This window comes from uncultured Anaerovibrio sp., assembly GCF_947302755.1.
GTDB lineage: Bacteria > Bacillota > Negativicutes > Selenomonadales > Selenomonadaceae > Anaerovibrio.
The window spans coordinates 1-22,706 of record NZ_CAMYWM010000009.1 but is presented as its reverse complement, the minus strand read 5'-3'; the positions used below and the strand labels follow the sequence as shown (position 1 = coordinate 22,706).

Sequence of the window (22,706 nt, the reverse complement as noted above, 5' to 3'; positions counted from 1 at the left end):
TTGGAATTGGATGGTAATGCATTGGGGGAAATATTGGCAGCGGCCGCTGAGGAGGGGGCTTCTGATGTATTTTTGTCAGAGGGAAAGCCAATGTTTTGCCGACAGGCAGGAAGAATGAAAAAAATGGGGCAGCAGGAGCTGACCAAGGAGGCGTTATGTAAGTTCTTTTTTCAGATTACCTGCCGGGAGCAGCAGGAGAAATACCTGAAGCACAGGGAGGTGGATTTTACCTGGGAAGCAGCCCCGTGGCGCTTCCGGGTTCACGTTTATCGTCAGCAGGGCCGGATTTCCTTTGCCCTGCGCATATTGCCCCGGAGCATACCGGCCCTGGGGGAGCTGGGACAGGCCGGTCTTATACAGCAGTTTATGGATTATGGGGATGGTCTGTTATTGGTTACCGGAGCTACCGGGGCCGGCAAGACCACAACGGTAGCCGCCTTTTTGGCTGAGGTTGGCAGGCGCAGGGAGTATCATATCCTGACCCTGGAGGATCCGGTGGAGTATGTTTATCCCTCGGGCCGCTGTCTGTTCAGTCAGCAGGAGCTGGGGGGAGATTTTGTGGATTATGCCAGCGGCATTGTCAGTGCCATGCGGGAAAATCCCGACGTGATTATGATTGCCGAGCTGCGGGATGGGGCAGCCTGTGCAGCGGCCCTCAGCGCGGCGTCCTCAGGTCATTATGTAATAGCTACCATGCACACCGGCGGGGCAGTGGAAACGGTGGAACGCTTCATAAGCATGTTTCCGGTGGAGCAGCAGGAGCTGGCTCGGAGCATGCTGGCCTCCTCCCTGCGGGGAATCTGCAGCCAGAAATTGTTCAGGGGACGGGATGGCCGGCAATATTGTGGGGCTGAGTTGCTCCACAGCAATAATGCGGTGGCCAATATTATCAGAAAGGGTAAATACGAGCAGCTTAAATCCGTGATGCAGTCCGGGGCAGACGCAGGGATGCAGACCATGGAAATGGCGGTGGATAAGCTTTATGAATACTTATAAATATGGGGCAATAGATGATGAGGGAAGGCGGAAGACAGGCATAATCAAGGCCCAGGACAATATGTCCGCCTATGATGAATTACGGGGGCAGGGGTGGATAGTGTTATCCCTGAAGAAACACAGCGGCCCCTTATTTGGGGGGCACCGGCAGGGAACGGGGGGAGGGCCCGCCGGGGCCAAAAGCCGGTTTTATGGTCAGGGGGCAACGCTATTGAAGGCCGGTATTCCCCTGGATGAGATGGTGGAATTATTGGAGGGACAGGGTAATGGAGGGGAGGGACTGGGAAACTGCCTTTCCGGGGGGAGCACTTTGGCAGCGGCCATGTCCTCCTGCGGACAGGTGTACAGCCCCCAGGAAATTGCCATGGTGGAGGCCGGTGAGCTGGGGGGAAATCTGGAATGGGCCTTTGAGGCCCTGTCCCATCATTTTACACGGCGGGAAAAATTGTATCAGGGGCTGAAAATGGCCATGGTGTACCCCTTGTTTTTGGTGGTGCTGAGCCTGTGCTCCTTGCTGTTTATTATTGTGGTGGTGGTACCCACTATTATGGATATGTTTGTGGATTTATCCCTGCAGCTGCCCTGGCCCACCAGACTGCTGATGGCTCTGACCCATGTACCGGCACAATATCTGGTGGGAGCTTTGGCAGTGCTTTTGGCCCTGGCTGCAGGCTTACTGGCTGCCCGACGCCAATTATCCGTTGGCAGGGAGCTGGACCGGCTGCTGCTGAAGCTGCCCTTTGGGGGACGCCTGTGGCTGATGAAGGATTTGGGGGTTCTGTTGGATTGCCTGGGGATGCTGCTGGACAGCGGAATCGTTATTGACAGGGCCATGGCCAGCTGTGTGGCATTGTGTACCAATGGATATCTGAGGGACAGGGTGGAGATAATGGTCAAACGTCTGGCCCGGGGCAACAGCCTGAAAAAATCCATGGAAAATGGTCCATATCCGGTGGTGATATTTAATCTGGTGGCTGCAGGAGAGCTATCCGGGGAGCTGGGGGCCATGCTCCGCCAGGGCAGTGAATATTGTATGAAGGAGGTGGAAAACCGGCTCAGAATTTTGGAAACCATGTCAGAGCCCGTTATAGTGTCTGTTTTGGGTATAATAATCGGGTTTATTGTAATAAGTATTGTTTGGCCGATGTTGGAATTGATGACGGCGTATATGTAAGGAGAGGATTATATGAAATGGTTGGAAAGGGACGAAGGCTTTTCCATGCTGGAGCTGATTATTTACATTACTATTGTGGGGATTATTTTGGCGGTGGCAGTGCCCAAATATAATAATGCCATTGCCCTGGCCAATACGGCCCGGATACAGGCGGATCTGCAGACCATGGATGGGGCCATTATGATGTATTATACCGAGCACGGGCAGTATCCCACGGAAATAGGGGATTTAACGGAATATGTAAAAAATGTGGAGGATATTCATCCCCCCAAGGGCAAATATCTGCTGCGGGATGGTACCGTGGGGGAAATCAGCGACGGGGAATATACGCTGAACGCCGATGAAAATGAGGCCCTGTGCGATGGTCATTCCCTGGGGGAATTTGGCCGTCAGGAGCGGTCGGGCAGTGAACCATAATGAAGAAGGGGGTTAGGCTGCTTTCCGGCCATATCAGGGAAATCACGGCGGCGTATATTATTATTTCTGCCGGGGAATTGGTGCTGGGCCCTCCACCGGGCCAGTGGTGGATTTTGCTGCTGTTCAATTTGGTAATTATCCCTCTGGGGATTGGGGATATGCACTATTGGCGGCTGTTTAATGAATTGGTGCTTGTCTTGGCCATTGGCGGCATGGTGCTCTGTGTCCTTTGGCCGGAGAAAGGCTTTGCTGACGGTCTGATGGGTGCCCTGACCTTTGGGGGCAGCCTGTATCTGATACGCCTCCTATCCCGGGGAAATTTGGGACTGGGGGATGTGAAGCTGGGGCTGGGGGCAGGGCTGTGGCTGGGCCAGGCTGGTTCAGTGGTGGCTCTTTATTTATCCTTCATATTGGGAGGATTATATGTGGCAGCCTATTGCATAATGGGCTATGTGAGGGAAGGACAGGGTGGTTTATGGGCAGTCAGAAAAAAGCAAATTCCCTTTGGCCCCTTTCTGGCCCTGGGCAGCTCCATGGGTCTGATGTGCGGGGAACGGGTGCTGATGGCTTATTTAACGCTTTGGTGGTAGAGGTGGGCAGCAGTCTGGTGGAAATCATCCTTGGGGTGACGATTATGATGGGAGCGGTGTCTGTGCTTATGCCTACCATGGGGTTCACGGATGAACTTCGTCTGAATTATGAGGCCAAGCTGCTGGCCAAGCGGCTGGAATACGTGAAGGAGCTGTCCATGGAAACGGATGCGTTTATGGCCGATGGATATCGGGTATATGAAGCGGCACCCAGGGTTGTGGTGCAAAACGGCGGCCGGGGATATTGCTATCGGGTGGGCAATAAAATCCGGAAAGGGTGGACCTTGCCTCCCGGGGTGACCATAACCTGCAACCGGGGGGAGGCCATGTTTTATGTAAATGGGGAGGCTGTAAATTGTACTTTTACCTTGACCCTGCACAATGGCCGGAGTCAGGTAATCGTGGATCGGGTGGGGCGAATACGGATTGAGTAAATTAAATGAGGAAAAGGATTTAAAAAGGACTTATAACGAGACCTGTAAAGAGACTTATAAAGAGACTTGTACCGAGAAAATATTGGCTGGAGCCATGCCGGAGCATAGGCGTGGTGACAAGAGAGGGAAGACTGGCGGGCAGGAGGGGGGCTTTGTCCTTATGGATGTACTATTGCTGTTCCTGCTGTTGGTATCCCTGCTGGGGATGCTGAAATACAGCTTTCTGGTGTACGCCGACGCCTGCGCCCTGGAGCGGCGCATATTGTCCCAGCCGGTATGGCAGGAGGTGGCTGATGATGGGGAGAGGGGCCATGACAGGCAATAATTTATTTGCTGGTGCAGATGACCGGGGCTTTACCCTGGCGGAGATATTAATATGTATGCCCATATGCTTGTGCCTGTTGACCGCTCTGGTAGCGGCCTATGGCGCGCTGGGGCGGAATTATATTAAAACCACCAGCCAGTGGGTTCATTTGGAGGAAATCCGGGTGATTACCAATCTGGTTCACCAACGGGTAAGATACGCCACCGGGATGCGGGTGGTGGGCCATCATCAGCTGATTGTACAGGGGGAAAATGTGACAGGAGGGCAGCAAACCACATTAACCTACTATCAGTCCCCGGATAATCAGGGCGTATTTTTGGTCAACGGCCAGCCTATTTCCAATAATGACCGGCAAAAATACGTTAATATCCGTGATATTACCTTTGAGCAGGTGCTGCCCCATAAGGTGGTAATGCGTATGACATTGGAAAATAGGGCTACGGGTCAGGCATCCACCCTGGAAACCGGGCTGTACAGCTACTATATGCTGGTAAAGGAGCAGGAAAGGACTATTGATGGGCAGGGAAGTATTGTTGATGAGCAGGGGATCATTATTGATGAATAGGGGATCATTATTGATGAGCAGGAATGATTATTGATGAGCAGGATTGAGGAAATGGACAGGGGCAGTATATCCGTTGTGGCGGTGCTTTTGGTGTTTTCGGCGGCTCTTCTGACGATGTCCCTGGGGGGATTAAACAGGCTGGAGCATCAGCTGGTGGATAGGGATATGCTGCACAGGAGGCTGGCTCTTATGGCGGAGCAGGCTGCTTTGGCGGAATATAAGCGGTTAAGCCGTGAGCCGGGCCTTTTGCAGAGGGTGCTGGAGGAGCATCGCCCCATGACCTCTACAGGCTACAGTGGGGAGACGGATAGCGGACACTGTCAGGTCTTTGTGGGGGAAGAGGCCAATCTGGTGATTATCTGGGCGGTGGCAGAGGGTCGGGACACCAAGGCCCAGGTAAGCTTTCTGCTGGAATTTGATGAATCAAGGAACAGGTTTATGCTAAAGGGAATGTTTTAAATGGAATTGGGGAACATTTTTCGGAAAAAATACAGGGATATAGTGGCCATGTCGGTGTATGACAATAGGGCATACATGGCCGGCCTGCGGCAAAATCGGGCGGGGGAAATTTCCCTGCTGTGGATTGAGTCGGCTGCCGGTGAGGAAGGGGAATTACATGACCAAATATTGAGCCGTTTGCTGCGCCAGAATGCCGGAGGGGTTCCGGTGGTGCTATGTATCCACAGTGAGGAATTGCTGACCGGCACCAGGGAGCTGCCGGGGCTGTCCGAGAAGGAGGTGAAGCAGGCCACCAGGCTGGAAATGGACTATTCCGGTAATTCTGGTCTCTGGACCTATCAATATACTGATAGAACCGCTACATTGAAGCAGCTGCCTATGGAGGCCTTTAACAGGCTGGTCGGGGCCTATCAGGGGGAGCTGTTTATCCTGGGAATAATGGGGATGGAGACTGGGGCGGGACAGGATTATCCGGATTGGTCAGATATGGGCTGGAAGGGCTCTCCACCGGAGGCAGGATACCAGGAGCTGCAGCAGCTGATTGGCACAGCCACCGATTATCTAAGGGGCAGCGGCTACGTATTTGCGGCAGCTCCCCCTCAGCTCCTGGCCTGGGATTGGTTGAAAATATGCGGTGCCTTCCTGTTATTGAATATATTTGCGGCGGCGGTTATAGGACTGGGGGGGCTTTGGCAATGCCGGGAGCTGGCCGGGGAGCTTCATGGCTGTCAGCAGCAGGCGGCCCTGCTGTCCGATGTGAGCCAGAAGAAACAGGAGGCGGAGGAAATGAAGGGGCAGATCAGAGAGCGGTCCGGGATACTTGCTTCATTGCACAATAAGGGCCTTGGCTGGTCGGCCTATGGCCTTATGGTCAAATTTTCCGGCGTGCCCCAGGGGGGAGTCACCTTTTCCGACCTTACTGTGAATGATCATAAACAGCTGGTGATAAAAGGAGGGGCAGAAAGCCTTGGGGCATTGGTCAAATATAACAGTACAGCCGGGCTGGATATGGCTATAGAGCAATCAGAGGAGAAGGAGCAGGGTAATGTGGAATTTACTTGTAAAGGGCAGCTATAAAGCATGGCCGGTACAGATTTATGCCTGCGGCCTGATTTTGCTGGTCAGCCTGCTGATTTTTTTGGCGAATATGTTCCTGTTCTTTCCTTATATAACCAACAGGGTAGCTGCTGTACGAGAGGAATACCATGAAGCCAGGCGGCAGGTGGAGCTGTTAAACAGCTTTCAAAGCAGTCATGGGGATATTGATGCCTATTTGACCGGGGTTACCAGGGAATACAATCAGATGAAGCAGCTGCTGCCTGAGGAAGCCGGGGAATATACCATTGTGGGGGAGCTGCAAAGGCAGGCAGAAAATCACCAGCTGACCCTCCTTTCCTTTAAGCCCGGCAAAAAGCAGCAGCAGGCCAAATATACGGAGCAGAGGGTGGAATTGGGGCTGCGGGGTGAGTATTTCTCCCTCATGGCCTTTTTCTTGAGCCTGCAGCAGCACGGCCCCTTCCATAGGATTAATAGCCTTACCATAAAAAGCACGCCCCATGGACTGGAGTCCCGTATTAGCATGTCCCTTTTTTATACAAGGGCCCATTAACACTTTTTCTTGCTTTATGTAAACACATATAATAAAATTAAAAGATAGATGTGTACTAACTGTGTATTTATGATGAGGTGTTATATGAGCAGCTTTAGATTTTTGACCGCCGGGGAATCCCACGGACAATGTCTTACGGCAATAGTGGAGGGTCTTCCGGCAGGGCTGAGGATCGATATTGAGGAGATAAACCGCGATTTGGCCCGTCGCCAGCAGGGCTACGGCCGTGGGGGCCGCATGAAAATCGAGACGGACAGGGCCCAGGTGGTTTCCGGCGTTCGCTTCGGTGAGACCATGGGAGATCCTGTGACCCTGCAGGTGGTTAACCGGGATTGGCAGAACTGGACGGACCGGATGTCGGTTTTTGGCCCCGAGTTCGGTGACAAGGTAACGGCGGTTCGCCCGGGTCATGCGGATTTAACCGGGGTGTTAAAGTATGACCGGAAGGACGCCCGGGATATTTTGGAGCGGGCCAGTGCCCGGGAAACGGCGGCCAGAGTGGCGGTAGGGGGGCTGTGCAAGGCCTTTTTGCAGGCCTGTGGCATTCAGGTGGTATCCCATGTAATAAAGATTGGCGGCGTATCGGTAAATGAAGCCAATATTGATCGCAGCAAAATCGGCAGCGGTACTTCTGAACTGAACTGCTATGACCCTGAGGCGGAAGCTGGGATGAAGCAAAAAATCCAGGCGGCCATGGAGGCCGGGGATACTCTGGGCGGTGTCTTTGAGGTTATCGTCCGGGGGGCCCCTTTGGGTCTGGGCAGTCACATCCAGTGGGATAAGCGGCTGGATGGTAAGCTGGCCTGGGCCATGATGTCCATTCAGGCCATTAAGGGAGTGGAAATCGGTGCCGGCTTCCAGTGCGGCGAGCTGCCGGGCAGTGAAATTCACGATGAAATGTTCCTGGACAAGGATAAGCGGGTATACAGAAAGACCAATCGGGCCGGCGGCCTGGAGGGGGGCATGACCAATGGCGAGGAAATTTCCATCAAGGCCTGCATGAAGCCAATTCCAACCCTGATGAAGCCCCTGAATTCGGTGGATATCGGGTCAAAAACCGAGGTATCGGCCTGCAAGGAGCGCAGCGATTGTTGTGCTGTTTCGGCGGCATCAGTTGTGGGGGAGGCCATGACCGCCATTGTTATTACTGAGGCAATGCTGAATAAATTCGGCGGGGATGCCATGGTGGATTTACTCAGCGGGTTAAAGAGTTATAAAAACAGGGTTCAGGGTAGCTTATGATAAAAAATGTTGTGTTGATTGGCTTTATGGGTGTGGGCAAATCCAGTACAGGCCGGATGCTGGCCAATATGCTGGGCTTTAAGTTCATCGATATGGATAAGGCCATTGAAAAGAAGTATCAAATGACCATTCCGGAAATGTTTGAAAAGCATGGTGAAGCCTATTTTCGGGAGCGGGAAAAGGAAATGTGCCGGGAGGCAGCCGCCAGGAAAAGTGTGGTTATTGCCACCGGGGGCGGTACTATAAAGGATCCGGAAAATGTGGCCATATTAAAGAGAACCGGGCGGATTATTTGCCTGTCGGCCAGTGTGGATTCCATAGTGGAGCGTACCTCCGGAAAGGGAACAAGGCCCCTTTTGGATGCCATGGAGGACCGGCGGCAGGGGATAATTGAGCTGTTGGCCCAGCGTCAGCCTATGTATGACCAGGCGGACTATACCCTGGATACCACGGATTTATCCCCCATGCAGGTGGCTCGGGATATTATTTCCTATATGAAGCACCGATAGGCAGCTGAATGCCGAAAAAGGATTTTTTAGGCGGGAGTTAATAATATGATAAGGATTGATCTTGAAAATATGCTGGTGTGCCGCAGCATCCTGAAGGATAAGCTGGTCCAGGAGCTGATGGCGGCCAGCAGCGCTCCGGAGGATTTGGCCCTGAGTCATGCCTTTGCCGGTCATCTGGTGGAAAAGGCCGAAAATGAAGGCTGGAGCGGTAATCTTATACGGGAATTATTTCTTCATTTACTCAGCCAGGAGGGGTGCTTGGCAGCCAAGATGACGGAAACCTCCAAGGGAGCTATTGGGGAAAGCCTGAAAAAGGCTTTTATCCATGATATTACCAAGCTGCTGCCCCTGCTGTTCAACAGGGCCACCAGTATTGTGAATATAAGCATTCTGGAGGATTATGTTCCGTCTATTCCCTATACCCTGGAGGCCACGGCCTTTCTGGAAAACCAACTGAAGGGCTGCAATACCCCGGAAACCGTGGCAGAGGCCTTTTTGGTTTTTTACCAAAAATACGGCTATGGGGAAATTGCCTCCCATCAGGCCTTTTCCTGGGACAGTGAAAATCAGAAGCTGAAGGGCATTCGTCATTTTGAGGCCATGGATTTTGCAGATATTATTGGCTATAAGCGGCAAAAGGAGCAGCTTATCAGCAATACCCTGGCCTTTATCAACCGGAAGCCGGCCAATAATGTGCTGCTGGTGGGGGCTCGGGGCACCGGTAAATCCTCCGGGGTAAAGGCTCTGGCCAAGGCCTATTACAGTCAGGGTCTCAGGCTGCTTCAGATGCAGAAGGCCCAGCTTAATGAGCTGCCAACCATAATGGCTACCCTGCGCCAATACGCCAGCAAGCGGTTTATTATCTTTTTTGATGATTTGTCCTTTGAGGAATCGGACAGCGATTATAAGTATTTAAAGTCGGCCATTGAGGGCGGCGTGGAATCCTGTCCGGAGAATGTATTGATTTATGCTACCTCCAACAGGCGTCATTTGATTAGGGAGACCTGGCGGGATCGGGCTGATGGCCAGGATGAGCTCTTTAGAAATGACAGTATAAATGAGACAATTTCCCTGTCAGATCGATTTGGCCTGATTATTACCTATTTGGAGCCAAGTCAGGACGAGTATCTGAATATAATCGATCATTTCCTGGGTCAGGAGGGCATTCATCTGGACCGGGAGGAGCTAAGAATTTTGGGGCATAGGTGGAATTTGGAGCATTCCGGCCGCAGCGGCCGAAGTGCCCGCCAATTTGTGACCCATTATTTGGGACAGATGAAGTAGAGGCCTTTATTCTATCCAATAAAAATAACAGCGTCAGGAGGGTTATCCTGACGCTGTTTTTTTGGCTCAGTGCTGGTCGTTAAGCGTGTTTTTGCAGAAATCAATGAAGGATTGGGCGGCTTTGGAAATATAGCGTTCCTTTTTCCAGGCCAATCCCAAATCCACATATATGGGCTCCTCAAAGGGCAGTATCTTGACGCCGGGGGTGCCCTTTACGATGAAATCCAACAGGAATGAGATGCCTACGTTGCTGCTTACTAGTCCCTTGATGGTCTCTATCTGATTGGATTCCAGAACAATATTTGGGGTGATGTTGGCCAGCTTCAATTTATTCAGCACCATATACCGTAGGAAGGAGCCCTCCTTCAGCATAATGAGATCTGCATCGCTTATGTCGGTAATGTTGATGGACTCCTTTTTGGCTAGTGGATGACCATTAGGCACACAGGCCACAATCTGGTTTCGGGCCATAGGCAGCAGCTGCAGACTGGAGGAGGCATCGGAAAGGATGACAATGCCAAAATCCAGTTCATCCCGCTCCAGCTGTTCCCGGATGGTCATGGACCCTTCCTCATACAGGTAAATATCAAGATGGGGGTATAGATGCTGGAAGCTGGAAAAAATCCTTGGGAACAGGTAAGCACCAATCATGGATGGGATGCCAATTTTTATGGTACCCTTTTGCAGCTGCTTGTAGTCGTTGACCTCAAGGACGGCATCGTGAATGTTGCGGAGGGCCAATTCTATCCTGTTGAGAAAAATGGTGCCCTCGGGAGTCAATAAAAGCTGCTTTTGACTGCGGTCAAACAGCTGTATGCCCAGCTCAGCCTCTAGCTTTTTTATGGCTACAGTAATATTCGGTTGGGATACGTTCAGGCGTTCCGCAGCTCTGGTGATATTTTTCAACCGGCTTGCCATCTGAAAATATTCTAACTGTCTTAATTCCATTGGTAATCACTCCGATATAGCTGATAAGGATTTTTCGTCCGATAAATCAAAATTATCCGTTGATTATTATATCATATGTTATGTGAATGTTAAATACTTCTTATGGTAAGATAAGAAAAATTTATTATTTTCCTGTTAAGGGAAAAATGGGTATTTAGTATTTTGGTTTTTTGATGGTTTTGTTGTATAATAAGTGTGTATGTATATGTGCAGGTAGGATTTTTTATATTCGTATAGAATATACACATTATGGGTGTGGTGGCCTGTGAGCTGTTCACCGCATTCTCATTGAAGTATACCAATCTGTATATGTCGGTTATTGGCGGCATATTATGGATTAAACGGGGGGAATTATTTTGGAATTAGCTACAGTTGTTGGCCTGGTCATGGGTCTTGTTTCTGTATTCGTAGGTATGGTAATAAAGGGGGCGCCAATTTCTGCACTTAATAATCCAGCTGCGTTTCTTATTATCGTAGGTGGTACCTTTTCCTGTATTTGCATCGGCTTCCGTATGGACCAGGTTGTGCGGTTTCCGAAGCTCATCGGTATGACCTTTAAAAAGAATAATCTGCAATCCTCGGGTGAGCTTTTGCAGCTGTTTATTGAATTATCCCAGCTGGCCCGCAGAGAAGGTATTCTGGCCCTGGAAAGCAAGGTTCAGGAAATAGAGGATCCCTTCTTCCGCACCGGCCTGGGTATGGTTATTGATGGTATGGAGCCGGAATTTGTAAGTGATGTACTGGATGCGGAGCTGGCCATAATGCAGGCCCGTCATGCGGAGAACCGTTCCATGTTCTCCCAGGCCGGTACCTATGCACCGACTCTGGGCGTACTTGGCGCCGTAGTAGGTCTGATTGCCGCCCTGGGTAACCTGAATGATATTGATAAGCTGGGTCACTCCATTGCAGCGGCCTTCGTTGCGACAATACTGGGTATATTCACCGGCTACGTATTGTGGCTTCCATTCTGTAATAAGCTTAAAATCCTGTCTGAACAGGAAATAAATCAAAAACGTATGATTATTGAGGGGATTTTGTCCTTGCAGGCAGGTGACTCTCCTACAGCCATCGAGGCTAAGCTCATGGTATTTATTCCTCAGACAGAACGTGAAGGCTTGAAGAAGGAGGAATAAACGATGGCAAAGAAAAAAAGACCAAAGCCTCATGAAGAAGAAGCATCAGAGGCATGGCTTCTGCCTTATTCTGACTTGATGACCCTGCTTCTGGCCCTGTTTATCTGTTTGTTTGCCATTTCCCAGACTGATGAAACCAAGCTGACCCAAATGGCGCAGGCCTTTACGTCAGCCTTTAATCTGGGCGGCCCATCCTTCTTTGTTGGTGCAGGACCGGCAGCCACCAGCTCCCGTGATTATCTGTCCAATGATGATGGCGGTGCTGAGGCGTATTTGGCGGAGAACAATCAGCTGGAGGCGGTGAAACGCAGCCTGGACCAGTATATTGAGCAAAATGAGCTGCAGGAGGATTTGAGCACCACCCTTACTGAAGAGGGGCTTATGATACGTATTAAGGAAAAGGCCCTGTTCCCGTCAGGGTCGGCAGACCTGGTACCGGGAGTACAGCGTATAGGTCCGGCCATTGCGGCTCTTATCGCGCCTATTCCGCAGCGAATTTTGATTTCCGGCCATACTGATGATGTTCCCATAAGCAATGCCCAGTTCCCGTCCAACTGGGAGTTAAGTACGGCCCGTGCCCTTAATTTTATGAAATTCATTTTGGCCCAGGATGCACGAATGAACCCGGCGCGGTTCAGTGCAGTGGGCTGCAGCCAATACAGACCAATAGCTGACAATGTTACCGATGAGGGGCGGACTCAGAACCGTCGCGTTGAGGTACTGATTGAGCGGGCAGTTCATCTTGATAAATCAGCAATGCAGAATATTCGTTAAACTGAAAGGGCTCTTAGGGGCCCTTTTACTATGAACACTTAGCGAGCACAAGCCTATGGCGCAGTGGGAGCTTAGTGATCGTTGTAAGGGCGTAGTGCGAAATTCTATTTTGCACGGGAGCTTGCTATGGAGAAAAGCGATGATTATTGGTATAGGTGTAGATATTATTGAAATGGATCGGGTACAGAGGGCCATTGCCAGTGAGGCCTTTTTAAAAAGGGTGTACACCGGAAATGAAATAGAATATTGTCAGGCCCGGGGAAAAAGCCGTGTTCAGTCCTTTGCCGGGCGGTTTGCGGCCAAGGAGGCTATTTTAAAGGCCTTTGGTACAGGCCTGCGGGGGGGCGAGCTGGTGGATATTGACATATTCAACGATGAACTGGGCTGCCCCCGGGTCAGGTTATCCGGTTATTTTGCAGAATATGCAGAGAAAAAGGGTGTAAAGAATATCTGGCTTAGCATAAGTCATTCAAAGACCAGTGCTGTGTCCCAGTGCGTTCTGGAGGGATAGGGTATTATGGCTATGGAAGGGGAATTAATTCCAATTAATAGGCAACTGGTGAAGGAGGCTATTAGGCCCCGTCCGACAGCCTGTCACAAGGGAACCTGCGGGCGGGTGCTGATTATTGCCGGTTCCAGGGGGCTGACCGGGGCGGCGGTGATGGCTGCCCAGGCGGCCATGCGGGCCGGGGCCGGGATAGTTACCCTGGTCTGTGCAGCCAGCCTGAACACCATTTTTGAAATAAAGCTGACGGAGCCTATGACCATACCGGTGGCGGATAATGGCCGGGGTTTTATTGGTCGGGACTCACTTAGTACCCTTATGGATAAAGCCCGGGGCTATGATGTGGTCCTTATTGGGCCGGGGCTGGGCCGTCAGGACAGCACCATGGCTTTGGTCCGTGAATTTGTTACAGGGACGGAGTCCCAATTGATTATTGATGCCGATGGACTGTATGCCTTTAACGGACAGGGCAGTTTGCTGAAGCAATGCAAAAGACGGCCGATTTTAACCCCTCATGTAGGGGAGCTGGCCGCGTTATCGGGGGTTACTGTGGATGACCTGAAAAGGGATTATATGGAGATTATCTGCAGGGAGTCCCGGGAATGTAATTGTATTATTGTAGGTAAAAGTGAGAAAACAGTGGTAGTTTATCCTGATGGCAGCGGTTATGTAACCACTGTGGGCAATCCGGGAATGGCCACAGCAGGCAGCGGTGATGTGCTGGCAGGCACCATAGCCGGCATTTGTCCCCAGGTCAGGGCAGACCGAAGTCCGGTGGTGGGGGTATATATCCACGGCCGGGCCGGTGATTTGGCCTATGCTGAATACGGCAATGGCCTTATTGCAACGGATATGATTGACAGAATAGGCCGGGTACTGCTGGAACTTAAGTGAGCCATTATGTGTACATGGTTTACAATGTTATGCAGATAATGGCAAAAAATACTTGATTTATTACAATGGAAGGCATATAATCAGTTATTATATGTTTACACAAGTACATGAAAAATGTACACACAGTTAGGAGATGTATATTTATGGCAGATGTTCGTTTTGTGAAGGCGGATACTTTAAAGGCAAAACCTGATGTAACCAAAATCGGGTTCGGTACCCATTTTTCTGATTACATGTTTGTAATGGATTATGAGGAGGGCAAGGGCTGGTATGATCCACGCATTGTTCCATATGAGGATATTAAGGTAAGCCCCGCCAATACCACCCTTCATTATGGCCAGGCCATTTTCGAGGGCTGCAAGGCCTATCGCTACAAGGGAAACAAGGCTGTGGTATTCCGTGCCAAGGATCATATTGCAAGACTGAATAAATCTGCCAAGATTTTGGATATTCCCCAGGTGGATGAGAAGCTGGTTTACGACGCCCTCATGCAGCTGATTAATATTGAAAAGGATTGGATTCCTGATGGCCCTGGTCAGAGCCTGTATATCCGTCCGTTTATTTTTGCCAATGACCCATATTTGGGGGTCAGCGTCAGCAAATGCTATAAGCTGATGATTATCCTGTCTCCTGTGGCGGCCTACTATGCTCATGGCTTTGCACCGGTAAAGATTATGGTGGAGGACACTTATGTACGGGCAGTCCGGGGCGGTCTGGGAGCTGCCAAGACACCGGCCAACTATGCCGCATCACTTCATGCAGGCCTGGTGGCCCATGAAAAGGGCTATGACCAGACCCTGTGGCTGGATGGCGTTGAGCGTAAATATATTGGCGAAGTGGGCTCCATGAATATCCTCTTTAAGATTGATAATAAGATTGTTACACCTGAGCTGGACGGTACTATCCTGGATGGTATTACCAGACGCACAGTTTTGCAGGTGGCCAAGGCTTGGGGCTATGAGGTGGAGGAACGGAGAATTTCCACGGATGAGCTGCTGCAGGCCTATAAGGATGGCAAGCTGGAGGAGGTATTTGGTTCCGGTACAGCGGCAGTAATTTCTCCTGTTGGTGAGCTGGGCTACGATAATGCTGATACCAAAATGGTATTCAACGACGGCAAGATAGGCCCATTTGCCCAGAAGATGTATGATTATATTGATGGCTTGCATACCGGTGAGGTGGAGGATACCTTCGGCTTTATCGACGTGGCTGGTCAGTATTAATGATGGAAAATGGAACGTCTCTCTGTTTTGAGGGACGTTTTATTTTTGTTCACCTTGTTTTCATTAATAAGGATTAATATTATTACGAGCTTAAGATTTCCCCTTCCTCTTCAGGTGGGGGCAATCAAACTTTAATGTAATTATCAAAAGAATTATTTTTTATAGCAGGATTTTATTTAATGATGATAGAATAAAACATATAATAGTTGTATATATTTGTTGCAAGGAGTTTTGAATATGCCCTTTGATTTGCCAATTCCATCCCAGATACATGGTCTTTTGCGGACGGTGGGCTTCTGGGATGTCATCGATATATTGATTGTAGCCATAATCCTGTACAAGGTTTATGAAATGCTGCAGGATACCCGGGCCATCACCCTGGTGAAGGGACTCATCGTATTAATGATTGTAACCCTGTGTGCAAGCCTGTTGGAGCTTCATGTTATTTCATGGCTGCTGCAAAAATCTGTGCAGCTGCTGTTTGTGGCGTTGCCCATTGTATTCCAGCCTGAGCTGCGCCGGGCCCTTGAACGATTGGGCCAGGGCCGTTTTCTGGGCCTTGACCAATATTTGGATGCGGAGGAAGCCAATTCCATTACCAACGAAATTGACAAGGCTGTATTTAATATGGCGGATAAGAAAATCGGTGCTTTGCTGGTCATCGAAAAAAATGTTGGTATCAATGAGATAATTGATACCGGTATCAAAATCGATGGCTTGATAACCACCGAGTTTTTGATGAATGTATTTATTCCCAATACGCCCTTGCATGACGGGGCGGCGGTAATCCGTGGCAAGCGTCTGGTGGCGGCCGGCTGCTATCTGCCCCTTACGGAGAATCGCTCCCTCAGCAGTGAGCTGGGAACCCGTCATCGGGCGGGTATAGGCTTGTCTGAGCAATGTGATGCGGTGATTATTATAGTAAGTGAGGAAACCGGGGTGGTTTCTGTGGCGGAAAATGGCCGTATAGAACGCTATATGACCCATGACAGCCTGCGTCAGCGCATTCGCCCACTGTTTGTTAATGAAAAGCCAAGAATGAAATTTAAGGATATTCTTGCCAATTGGAGGAAGAAGGATGATGAATAGAATTCAAAATTTATTCAGGCGCAATCTTCCAGCCAAGATTTTAGCCCTGCTTGGTGCGGTGGTTTTGTGGTTCTTTGTGATGAATGAGCAAAATCCCTCGGTGAATTCTACCTTCACCGTTCCGATTTATACTGTCAATGAACCAGCTGGTTATACCGTAAAGCTGAGCGTTTCTTCGGTTACGGTAAAGGTGCGGGCCCCAAGGGCCTCCCTTACTGCCACCAAGGCCGATGATTTTAAGGCCTATGTGGATTTGGCTGAAGCCGTGGAGGGCACCAATACCATAAAGGTGCGCACCGTTGTGCCCCAGGGCTTTGAAGTGGTGGATATATCGGAGGAGACCGTTGATGTTACCATGGAATCCCTTATCGATAAGCAATTGCCGGTGGACATTCAGGTGACGGGGAATACCGGTGCCCGCAGCGTTTTGGAAAAAGTCATTCCGGATACCAATTACATGGTTGTAAGCGGGCCCAGAAGCCAGGTGGAACGGGTGACCAGAGTGGTAGGATACCTGAATTTGGCTAATAGCACGGTGGATTTCCGGGTTCATGTCAAGCTGACCCCGGTGGACGACAATGGGAGTATTGTGGATTCGGTGACCCTGGCCTCACCGGAGATTGATGTTATGGCCAAAATATTGAGCGGTGTTGACAAGAAGGTGCTGCCGATAAAGCCGGTATACCGGGGTACACCGGATAAAGCCTATGTGGTGGCCGGTACCTCAGTTAAGCCGGACAAGGTGGAGATTACCGGCAAGGTTGAGCTTCTGGAAAAGCTTGCTGATATTTCCACAGAGCCGGTAGTCATTGAAGAGGCAAAGGCCGATGTAATAAAAGAGGTGAATCTTGTTCTGCCGGATGGTATAATATCACCGAGTAAAGAGGTTACCGTGAAGGTGCAGATAAAAAAGAAAAATGATAATTAGGCCATGAGAGAGGTATGCTGAGTGATTAGGATACAGAATTTCAATGTTTCCTTTGATGATAGGACACCCCTTCCTGAGTTAGTTGAACAACGGTTGGAATTACCACCCCACTGTGTAAGTGAGGTGGTAATTGTGCGTAAAGCCATAGATGCCAGACGCTACAAGGGGGCTCCAATTAAGTTTGTATATATATTGGATGTTGCCCTGGAGGGGAATGAAAAAAAGGTGGTCAGCCGGTTCAGACGGGACAAGAATGTAGATTGGGCCCCTAAGGTGGGGCGGCCCAAGACATATCCGGCACCATCAGCTGATGATCGGCCCCCGGTAATCGTGGGCTTTGGCCCAGCAGGGATGTTTGCGGCCCTGACCCTGGCCAGGGCCGGCTGCAGGCCGGTGGTGCTGGAGCGGGGCAGAGATGTGGACAGCCGCCATGAAGACATTCAGCGTTTTTGGTCCGGAGGGTCTCTTTTGCCAAATTCCAATGTGCAGTTCGGCGAAGGAGGGGCAGGAACCTTTTCCGATGGCAAGCTGACCACCAGGGTAAATGATCCGCTGATTAGCAGGGTGCTGGAGGATTTCGTGCAGGCCGGTGCCCCGGAGGATATAAAATATCTGCATAAGCCCCATATAGGTACGGATATGCTGCGCACCGTAGTTAAAAATATCCGCCTTGAGGTCATCAGACTGGGGGGTGAGGTGCGGTTTGAAAGTCAGGTAACCGGCATAGAACAAAACAGTGCCGGGGCCATAAGTGCGGTGCTGGTCAATGACAGCGAACGGATTGAGACATCGGCCGCATTCTTCGGCATAGGCCACTCGGCCCGGGATACCTACAAAATGCTGTATGATTTCGGCCTCAGCATGGAGGCCAAGGCCTTTGCCGTAGGGGTGCGGATCGAGCATCCCCAGGAAATGATTGACAGAAACCAGTACGGTGATGCCACTGGTCATCCCTTGCTGCCGGTGGCCGATTATGCTCTTACCTACAATGACAAGGCACAGGGGAGAGGGGCCTATTCCTTCTGCATGTGCCCAGGCGGCCAGGTGGTAGCCGCCACCTCGGAACCAGGTGGGGTCGTAACCAATGGCATGAGCAATTATAAACGGGATTCCGGCGTGGCCAATTCGGCTTTGCTGGTGACGGTGGGCACCGGGGATTTTGCCGCCCATCCCCTGGGGGGCATTGAGTTCCAGCAAAAATGGGAACGGGCTGCCTTCCAGGCCGGTGGCGGGGACTATTACGCGCCGGTGCAGACAGTAGGGGATTTTCTGGCCGGAAGGGCCGGCTCCAGGGATTTTTTGACAAAACCATCCTATCGGCCCGGGGTTCGTCCTGTGGATTTGCATGAATGTCTGCCGGATTTTGTCAGCGGTATGCTGCAGGCGGCCCTGCCCTATTTTGGCCGCCGGATAAGGGGCTTTGATGATCCGGGGGCGGTGATGACGGGTATAGAATCCCGGTCATCAGCTCCCTGCCGCATTATCAGAAATAAGCTGACCTTCCAGTCGGAGAGCCTGGCAGGCTTTTATCCCATTGGGGAGGGAGCCGGCTATGCCGGGGGCATCATGAGTGCGGCCCTTGATGGCATGAATGGGGCACTTGCATTTTTGACAAAAAAGGGTCATACTTAAGTGATGTAAAATTGTGGTTTTGAAATACTCATTATGGAGGTTATTAAAATTATGTCAAGATTATTTGGTACTGATGGTGTGCGCGGCGAGGCAAATGTTGAGCTGACGCCGGAGCTGGCATATCGTTTGGGCCGGGCGGCCACCCTGTACTTTGGTGAAAATTCGGAGACCATGCCAAAGATTCTTATTGGCCGGGACACCCGTATTTCCGGTCAGATGTTTGAGGCGGCCCTGTGTGCCGGTATCTGCTCGGCAGGGGGACGGGCCATTATCGTTGGCGTTATTCCCACGCCGGCTATTGCCTACCTGACCAAGAAGAAGAAGGCTAATTGCGGTATTGTAATATCGGCTTCCCATAATCCGTTCCATGATAATGGCATTAAGTTCTTTGGCGGCAATGGCTATAAGCTGCCGGATTCCGTGGAGGACGAGCTGGAGGCCATAGTAAAGAAAATTGAGGCCGGGGATGATTACCCACGGTCCACCGGAGCCAAAATGGGCTACATCGATTATCGCCATAATTACATAAATGAGTACAAGGACTTTATTCTGTCCACCTGCAAGGAACGGTTTGACGGTATGAAGATTGTGCTGGATTGCTCCAATGGTGCCGCCTATGAGGTAATGCCTATGGTGCTGAACCGTCTGGGGGCTGATGTTATCGTGCTTAACAATGCCCCAAATGGACGCAACATAAATGATAACTGCGGCTCTACCCATATGGACCGCATTCAGAAGGCGGTTGTGGGCCTGGGGGCCGATTTTGGTATTGCCCATGATGGAGATGCGGACCGGTGTCTCTGTGTGGATGAAAAGGGAAATATCATCGACGGCGACCATATTTTGGTAATGTGTGCCAAGGAAATGATTGCCGATGGACGATTGACCCATAATACAGTTGTGACCACGGTTATGGCCAATATCGGCTTCCACAAGGCCATTAAGGAGCTGGGGGGCAGAGCGGAAATCACCAAGGTGGGGGATCGCTATGTATTGGAAAATATGCTGGCCAACGGCTACAAGCTGGGGGGCGAGCAGTCCGGTCATATTATTTTCACCGATTACAACACCACCGGTGATGGGCCGGTAACGGCTATCCAGGTGCTGTCGGCAATAAAGCGCAGCGGCAAAAAGGCCTCTGAATTAAATGAAATGATGGTAAGCTATCCTCAGCTGTTGGTTAATGTGGCAGTAAAAACCAAGGAGGGCTGGGAGGATAATGCCAATATCAGGGCTGCCATCAAGGCCGGCGAAGAGAAATTGGGCCCTGACGGCCGCATTTTAGTCCGTCCATCCGGTACAGAGCCGCTTATCCGCGTTATGGCTGAGGGCCCTGATCAGGCCCAGCTGGATACAATTTGTCATGAAATCGCAGATGTTGTTTTGAAAGAACAGGGTGCACGATAATGAAGCAGGCAATAGTTGTAACTACCTTTGGGGTAGGGGATAAGGATGTCAAAAAGAAATGTATTGACAGCCTTATTGCAGATATCCGTAAGGAATTTCCCGATTATGATGTGTTTGAAGCCTGGACCAGCCGGTTTCTCATTAAGAAATTGGCCGCTCAGGGGATAAAGTACGGCACATTGGAAAGCGTTTTGGGCAATCTTGAAAAGGAAGGCTACGAAAAGGTTGTAGTGGCTCCCACCCACCTGACACCGGGGCAGGAATTTGATGACAAGGTGGTAAAGGTGGTGGATGACGCCAGGGATAAGTTTATGGAGGTTCATCTGGCTCAGCCGGCCCTGGCCGGTAAAGGACCGGAGGATTACGCGGGTATTGCCGATATCCTCTTCTATCTGGACTCCCTGGAGCCCGGCGAGGAGCTTCTTTTGATGGGCCATGGCTCACCAAAGCGGCACAATCCGGTGTATGAATGGGTCCAGGAGTATGCTGACAAAAAGCATTTGCCGGTACACGTGGGGGTATTGGAGGCAGAGGATTATCCCAATTTGGATGATGTGATGAAGCGGCTCAAGGAAAAGGGCGTAAAAAAGGTTTTTTTGCGGCCTATGCTCCTTACCGGTGGCGACCATGCAACGGTGGATATGGCCGGTGACCAGCCGGATTCCTGGAAAAATATTGTTTCGGCAGCGGGCATAGAGGTGCGGTTCTCCACCAAGGGCCTGGGGGAAAACCAGCTGTATCGCTCCATTTATATCAAACGTATCAAAAATGCCCTGTAAAAGTCTTTTTTAAAATAATAGTCAGTTGGTTCTTTAAAGTGGCGTGAATTTTTGATATAATGTATTAGTGTATTAAAAGTGTTAAAGGGGGGCACTGCTTCACCCTGAATATTTATATTTAAATAGAAGCAGTGGCAGTTTATATTTTTTTATGATAAGGCGGTGTATTTATGGAAACTCAGAATCCTATTGTCATTATGTTGATTAACATGACAATCGTATTCGCGGTGCTGTTTGTGTTGAGCCTTTACATCAGATTGATCCACAAGATTGATCCGACTGCAAAAGCAGCAGCAGCTCCAAAGGCAGCTCCAAAGGCAGCTCCAGCTCCAAAGAAGGCTGCACCTGCTCCAGTAGTGGAGAAGGGTATCTCAGACGAGACCGTAGCAGCTATTGCAGCAGCTTTGGCCACTATGGGCGTGGGCTTTTCCCGTGTTAAGGCCATCAGAGTAGCTGATCGTCCTGGCTGGGGCGGTATAGCTCGTCATGAGGCCCTTACTACCACGAAGATGAGATGATAAGGAGAACTCACTAACGTATGGATATATTAAGCGCATTTTTAACATCTATTCAGTCAGTGTGGCTGGACAGTGGTTTTGCAGCCTTTACGTTGGGCAATTTTATTATGATTCTCGTAGGCCTGTTACTGTTGTACATGGCCATCGGTAAAGAATTTGAGCCACTTTTGCTGACTCCGATTGCCTTTGGTTGTATCATGGCCAACTTTCCATGCACCGGCTTCCTCGAAGAGCCTGGTGTTATGCAGGTTATTCACTATGGTATTCAGTACGAGATTTTCCCTCCGCTGATTTTCCTTGGTGTAGGTGCCATGACGGACTTTGGTCCTTTGATTGCAAATCCTAACACCCTGTTCCTGGGTGCAGCTGCCCAGTTCGGTGTATTTATTTCCCTGGCTGGTGCGATGGTTCTGGGCTTCACTGCCCAGGAGGCTTCGGCTATCGGCATCATTGGCGGTGCTGACGGCCCTACAGCTATTTATATGGCCTCCAAGATGGCTCCAAACCTGCTTGGTGCTATTGCTGTAGCAGCCTATTCTTACATGTCCTTGGTACCACTTATTCAGCCTCCTATTATGAAGCTGATGACCTCCAAGGAAGAAAGAGCTATCAAGATGGAGCAGCTCCGGAATGTAACCAAGTTTGAGAGATTGGTATTCCCAATTTCCTCGGCTATTATCATTTCCCTGTTGCTTCCACCGGTAGCTGCTCTCATCAGCATGCTGATGTTGGGTAACCTGTTCCGTGAGTCTGGCGTAACTGACCGTCTGTCCGATACTTCCCAGAATGCACTGTGCAACATTGTTACCATCTTCCTGGCTACTGGTACTGGTATGACCATGAGTGCAGAGCACTTCCTGACTGTACAGACTATTGAGATTATCCTCCTTGGTCTCCTGGCATTTGCTGGTGGTACTGCTGCCGGCGTATTGCTTGGTAAAGTTATGTGCCGTCTGTCCGGTGGCAAGATTAATCCGCTCATCGGATCTGCAGGTGTATCTGCCGTTCCAATGGCAGCCCGTGTATCCCAGATGGTTGGTCAGAAGGCAAATCCTTCCAACTTCCTCCTGATGCACGCAATGGGTCCTAATGTGGCAGGTGTTATCGGTACAGCAGTAGCGGCCGGTACCATGATGGCTATGTTGGCTAAATAAGAATTTATTTAAATATCCCAAGGGACTGAAGAATGAGAAATCATTGTTCAGTCCCTTTTTTTGGTAAACTCCGTGCATTTTCGCAGTAAACTCCGTGCGAAACGGTTTTTCGCACTAC

The 22,706-nt window shown here is 50.4% G+C and carries 26 protein-coding genes; 25 read left to right on the top strand and 1 reads right to left on the bottom strand.

Annotated features, from left to right (window positions below; all coding sequences use genetic code 11):
• The 13 genes from Q0Y54_RS01995 (at window position 1) to Q0Y54_RS01935 (ending at window position 9,604) form a co-directional block, all read left to right on the top strand.
• Window positions 1–996 carry a type IV pilus twitching motility protein PilT gene (locus Q0Y54_RS01995; RefSeq protein ID WP_297963759.1) on the top strand — a complete coding sequence of 332 codons (996 nt, stop codon included), beginning with the start codon at window positions 1–3 and terminating at the stop codon, window positions 994–996.
• Window positions 983–2,170: a type II secretion system F family protein gene (locus Q0Y54_RS01990; protein WP_297963758.1), complete on the top strand. Its 1,188-nt coding sequence runs from the start codon at window positions 983–985 to the stop codon at window positions 2,168–2,170. Before Q0Y54_RS01995 ends, Q0Y54_RS01990 begins: the two co-directional genes overlap by 14 nt.
• Before the next feature lie 12 nt (window positions 2,171–2,182).
• Window positions 2,183–2,587, top strand: coding sequence for a type IV pilin protein (locus tag Q0Y54_RS01985; protein ID WP_297963756.1), 405 nt, complete (start codon window positions 2,183–2,185; stop codon window positions 2,585–2,587).
• Entirely contained in the window at window positions 2,587–3,177 is a 591-nt protein-coding gene (locus Q0Y54_RS01980; RefSeq protein WP_297963754.1) for a prepilin peptidase, read from the top strand. The genes Q0Y54_RS01985 and Q0Y54_RS01980 overlap by 1 nt, the downstream gene beginning before the upstream one ends.
• Entirely contained in the window at window positions 3,132–3,611 is a 480-nt protein-coding gene (locus Q0Y54_RS01975; protein ID WP_297963752.1) for a hypothetical protein, read from the top strand. Before Q0Y54_RS01980 ends, Q0Y54_RS01975 begins: the two co-directional genes overlap by 46 nt.
• Window positions 3,604–3,936: a hypothetical protein gene (locus tag Q0Y54_RS01970; RefSeq protein ID WP_297963751.1), complete on the top strand. Its 333-nt coding sequence runs from the start codon at window positions 3,604–3,606 to the stop codon at window positions 3,934–3,936. The genes Q0Y54_RS01975 and Q0Y54_RS01970 overlap by 8 nt, the downstream gene beginning before the upstream one ends.
• Window positions 3,905–4,501 (top strand): hypothetical protein, encoded by a 597-nt coding sequence (locus Q0Y54_RS01965; protein WP_297963749.1) that lies wholly within the window; start codon window positions 3,905–3,907, stop codon window positions 4,499–4,501. Before Q0Y54_RS01970 ends, Q0Y54_RS01965 begins: the two co-directional genes overlap by 32 nt.
• Window positions 4,502–4,534: 33 nt before the next feature.
• Complete coding sequence (locus tag Q0Y54_RS01960) at window positions 4,535–4,960, top strand: hypothetical protein (RefSeq protein ID WP_297963747.1); 426 nt, start codon at window positions 4,535–4,537, stop codon at window positions 4,958–4,960.
• A complete protein-coding gene (locus Q0Y54_RS01955; RefSeq protein WP_297963745.1) occupies window positions 4,961–6,037 on the top strand; it encodes a hypothetical protein in 1,077 nt (358 codons plus the stop codon).
• A complete protein-coding gene (gene pilO / locus Q0Y54_RS01950; protein ID WP_297963743.1) occupies window positions 6,006–6,569 on the top strand; it encodes a type 4a pilus biogenesis protein PilO in 564 nt (187 codons plus the stop codon). Before Q0Y54_RS01955 ends, pilO begins: the two co-directional genes overlap by 32 nt.
• Before the next feature lie 84 nt (window positions 6,570–6,653).
• Window positions 6,654–7,811: a chorismate synthase gene (aroC, locus tag Q0Y54_RS01945; RefSeq protein ID WP_297963741.1), complete on the top strand. Its 1,158-nt coding sequence runs from the start codon at window positions 6,654–6,656 to the stop codon at window positions 7,809–7,811.
• Window positions 7,811–8,320, top strand: coding sequence for a shikimate kinase (locus Q0Y54_RS01940; protein ID WP_297963775.1), 510 nt, complete (start codon window positions 7,811–7,813; stop codon window positions 8,318–8,320). Before aroC ends, Q0Y54_RS01940 begins: the two co-directional genes overlap by 1 nt.
• A 45-nt stretch (window positions 8,321–8,365) precedes the next feature.
• Window positions 8,366–9,604, top strand: a complete 1,239-nt coding sequence (locus Q0Y54_RS01935; protein WP_297963739.1) for an ATP-binding protein — start codon at window positions 8,366–8,368, stop codon at window positions 9,602–9,604.
• A 66-nt stretch (window positions 9,605–9,670) separates the two neighbouring features.
• On the opposite strand, the gene Q0Y54_RS01930 is transcribed toward Q0Y54_RS01935, so the two are convergent.
• A complete protein-coding gene (locus Q0Y54_RS01930; protein WP_297963737.1) occupies window positions 9,671–10,552 on the bottom strand; it encodes a LysR family transcriptional regulator in 882 nt (293 codons plus the stop codon).
• A gap of 356 nt (window positions 10,553–10,908) precedes the next feature.
• On the opposite strand from Q0Y54_RS01930, the gene motA reads away from it, so the two are divergent.
• From motA to Q0Y54_RS01870, 12 genes are all read left to right on the top strand, one after another.
• Window positions 10,909–11,685 carry a flagellar motor stator protein MotA gene (gene motA, locus Q0Y54_RS01925; protein WP_297963735.1) on the top strand — a complete coding sequence of 259 codons (777 nt, stop codon included), beginning with the start codon at window positions 10,909–10,911 and terminating at the stop codon, window positions 11,683–11,685.
• Window positions 11,686–11,688: 3 nt separating this feature from the next.
• Complete coding sequence (locus Q0Y54_RS01920; protein WP_297963734.1) at window positions 11,689–12,459, top strand: flagellar motor protein MotB; 771 nt, start codon at window positions 11,689–11,691, stop codon at window positions 12,457–12,459.
• A 139-nt stretch (window positions 12,460–12,598) separates the two neighbouring features.
• Complete coding sequence (gene acpS / locus Q0Y54_RS01915; protein WP_297963732.1) at window positions 12,599–12,970, top strand: holo-ACP synthase; 372 nt, start codon at window positions 12,599–12,601, stop codon at window positions 12,968–12,970.
• A gap of 6 nt (window positions 12,971–12,976) precedes the next feature.
• Window positions 12,977–13,858 (top strand): NAD(P)H-hydrate dehydratase, encoded by an 882-nt coding sequence (locus Q0Y54_RS01910; RefSeq protein ID WP_297963731.1) that lies wholly within the window; start codon window positions 12,977–12,979, stop codon window positions 13,856–13,858.
• Between the two features lie 143 nt (window positions 13,859–14,001).
• Window positions 14,002–15,081, top strand: a complete 1,080-nt coding sequence (locus tag Q0Y54_RS01905; RefSeq protein ID WP_297963729.1) for a branched-chain amino acid aminotransferase — start codon at window positions 14,002–14,004, stop codon at window positions 15,079–15,081.
• A gap of 237 nt (window positions 15,082–15,318) precedes the next feature.
• Entirely contained in the window at window positions 15,319–16,170 is an 852-nt protein-coding gene (cdaA, locus tag Q0Y54_RS01900) for a diadenylate cyclase CdaA (RefSeq protein WP_297963728.1), read from the top strand.
• A complete protein-coding gene (locus Q0Y54_RS01895; RefSeq protein ID WP_297963726.1) occupies window positions 16,160–17,098 on the top strand; it encodes a YbbR-like domain-containing protein in 939 nt (312 codons plus the stop codon). The genes cdaA and Q0Y54_RS01895 overlap by 11 nt, the downstream gene beginning before the upstream one ends.
• Window positions 17,099–17,119: 21 nt before the next feature.
• A complete protein-coding gene (locus Q0Y54_RS01890; protein WP_297963724.1) occupies window positions 17,120–18,730 on the top strand; it encodes an NAD(P)/FAD-dependent oxidoreductase in 1,611 nt (536 codons plus the stop codon).
• A gap of 51 nt (window positions 18,731–18,781) precedes the next feature.
• Window positions 18,782–20,137, top strand: coding sequence for a phosphoglucosamine mutase (glmM, locus tag Q0Y54_RS01885; protein WP_297963722.1), 1,356 nt, complete (start codon window positions 18,782–18,784; stop codon window positions 20,135–20,137).
• Window positions 20,137–20,916 carry a sirohydrochlorin cobaltochelatase gene (locus Q0Y54_RS01880; protein ID WP_297963720.1) on the top strand — a complete coding sequence of 260 codons (780 nt, stop codon included), beginning with the start codon at window positions 20,137–20,139 and terminating at the stop codon, window positions 20,914–20,916. The genes glmM and Q0Y54_RS01880 overlap by 1 nt, the downstream gene beginning before the upstream one ends.
• A gap of 170 nt (window positions 20,917–21,086) precedes the next feature.
• Window positions 21,087–21,434 carry an OadG family protein gene (locus tag Q0Y54_RS01875; protein WP_297963718.1) on the top strand — a complete coding sequence of 116 codons (348 nt, stop codon included), beginning with the start codon at window positions 21,087–21,089 and terminating at the stop codon, window positions 21,432–21,434.
• Window positions 21,435–21,454: 20 nt separating this feature from the next.
• On the top strand, window positions 21,455–22,588 hold the full coding sequence (locus Q0Y54_RS01870; RefSeq protein WP_297963716.1) for a sodium ion-translocating decarboxylase subunit beta: 1,134 nt from the start codon (window positions 21,455–21,457) through the stop codon (window positions 22,586–22,588).
• Window positions 22,589–22,706: the final 118 nt, after the last annotated feature.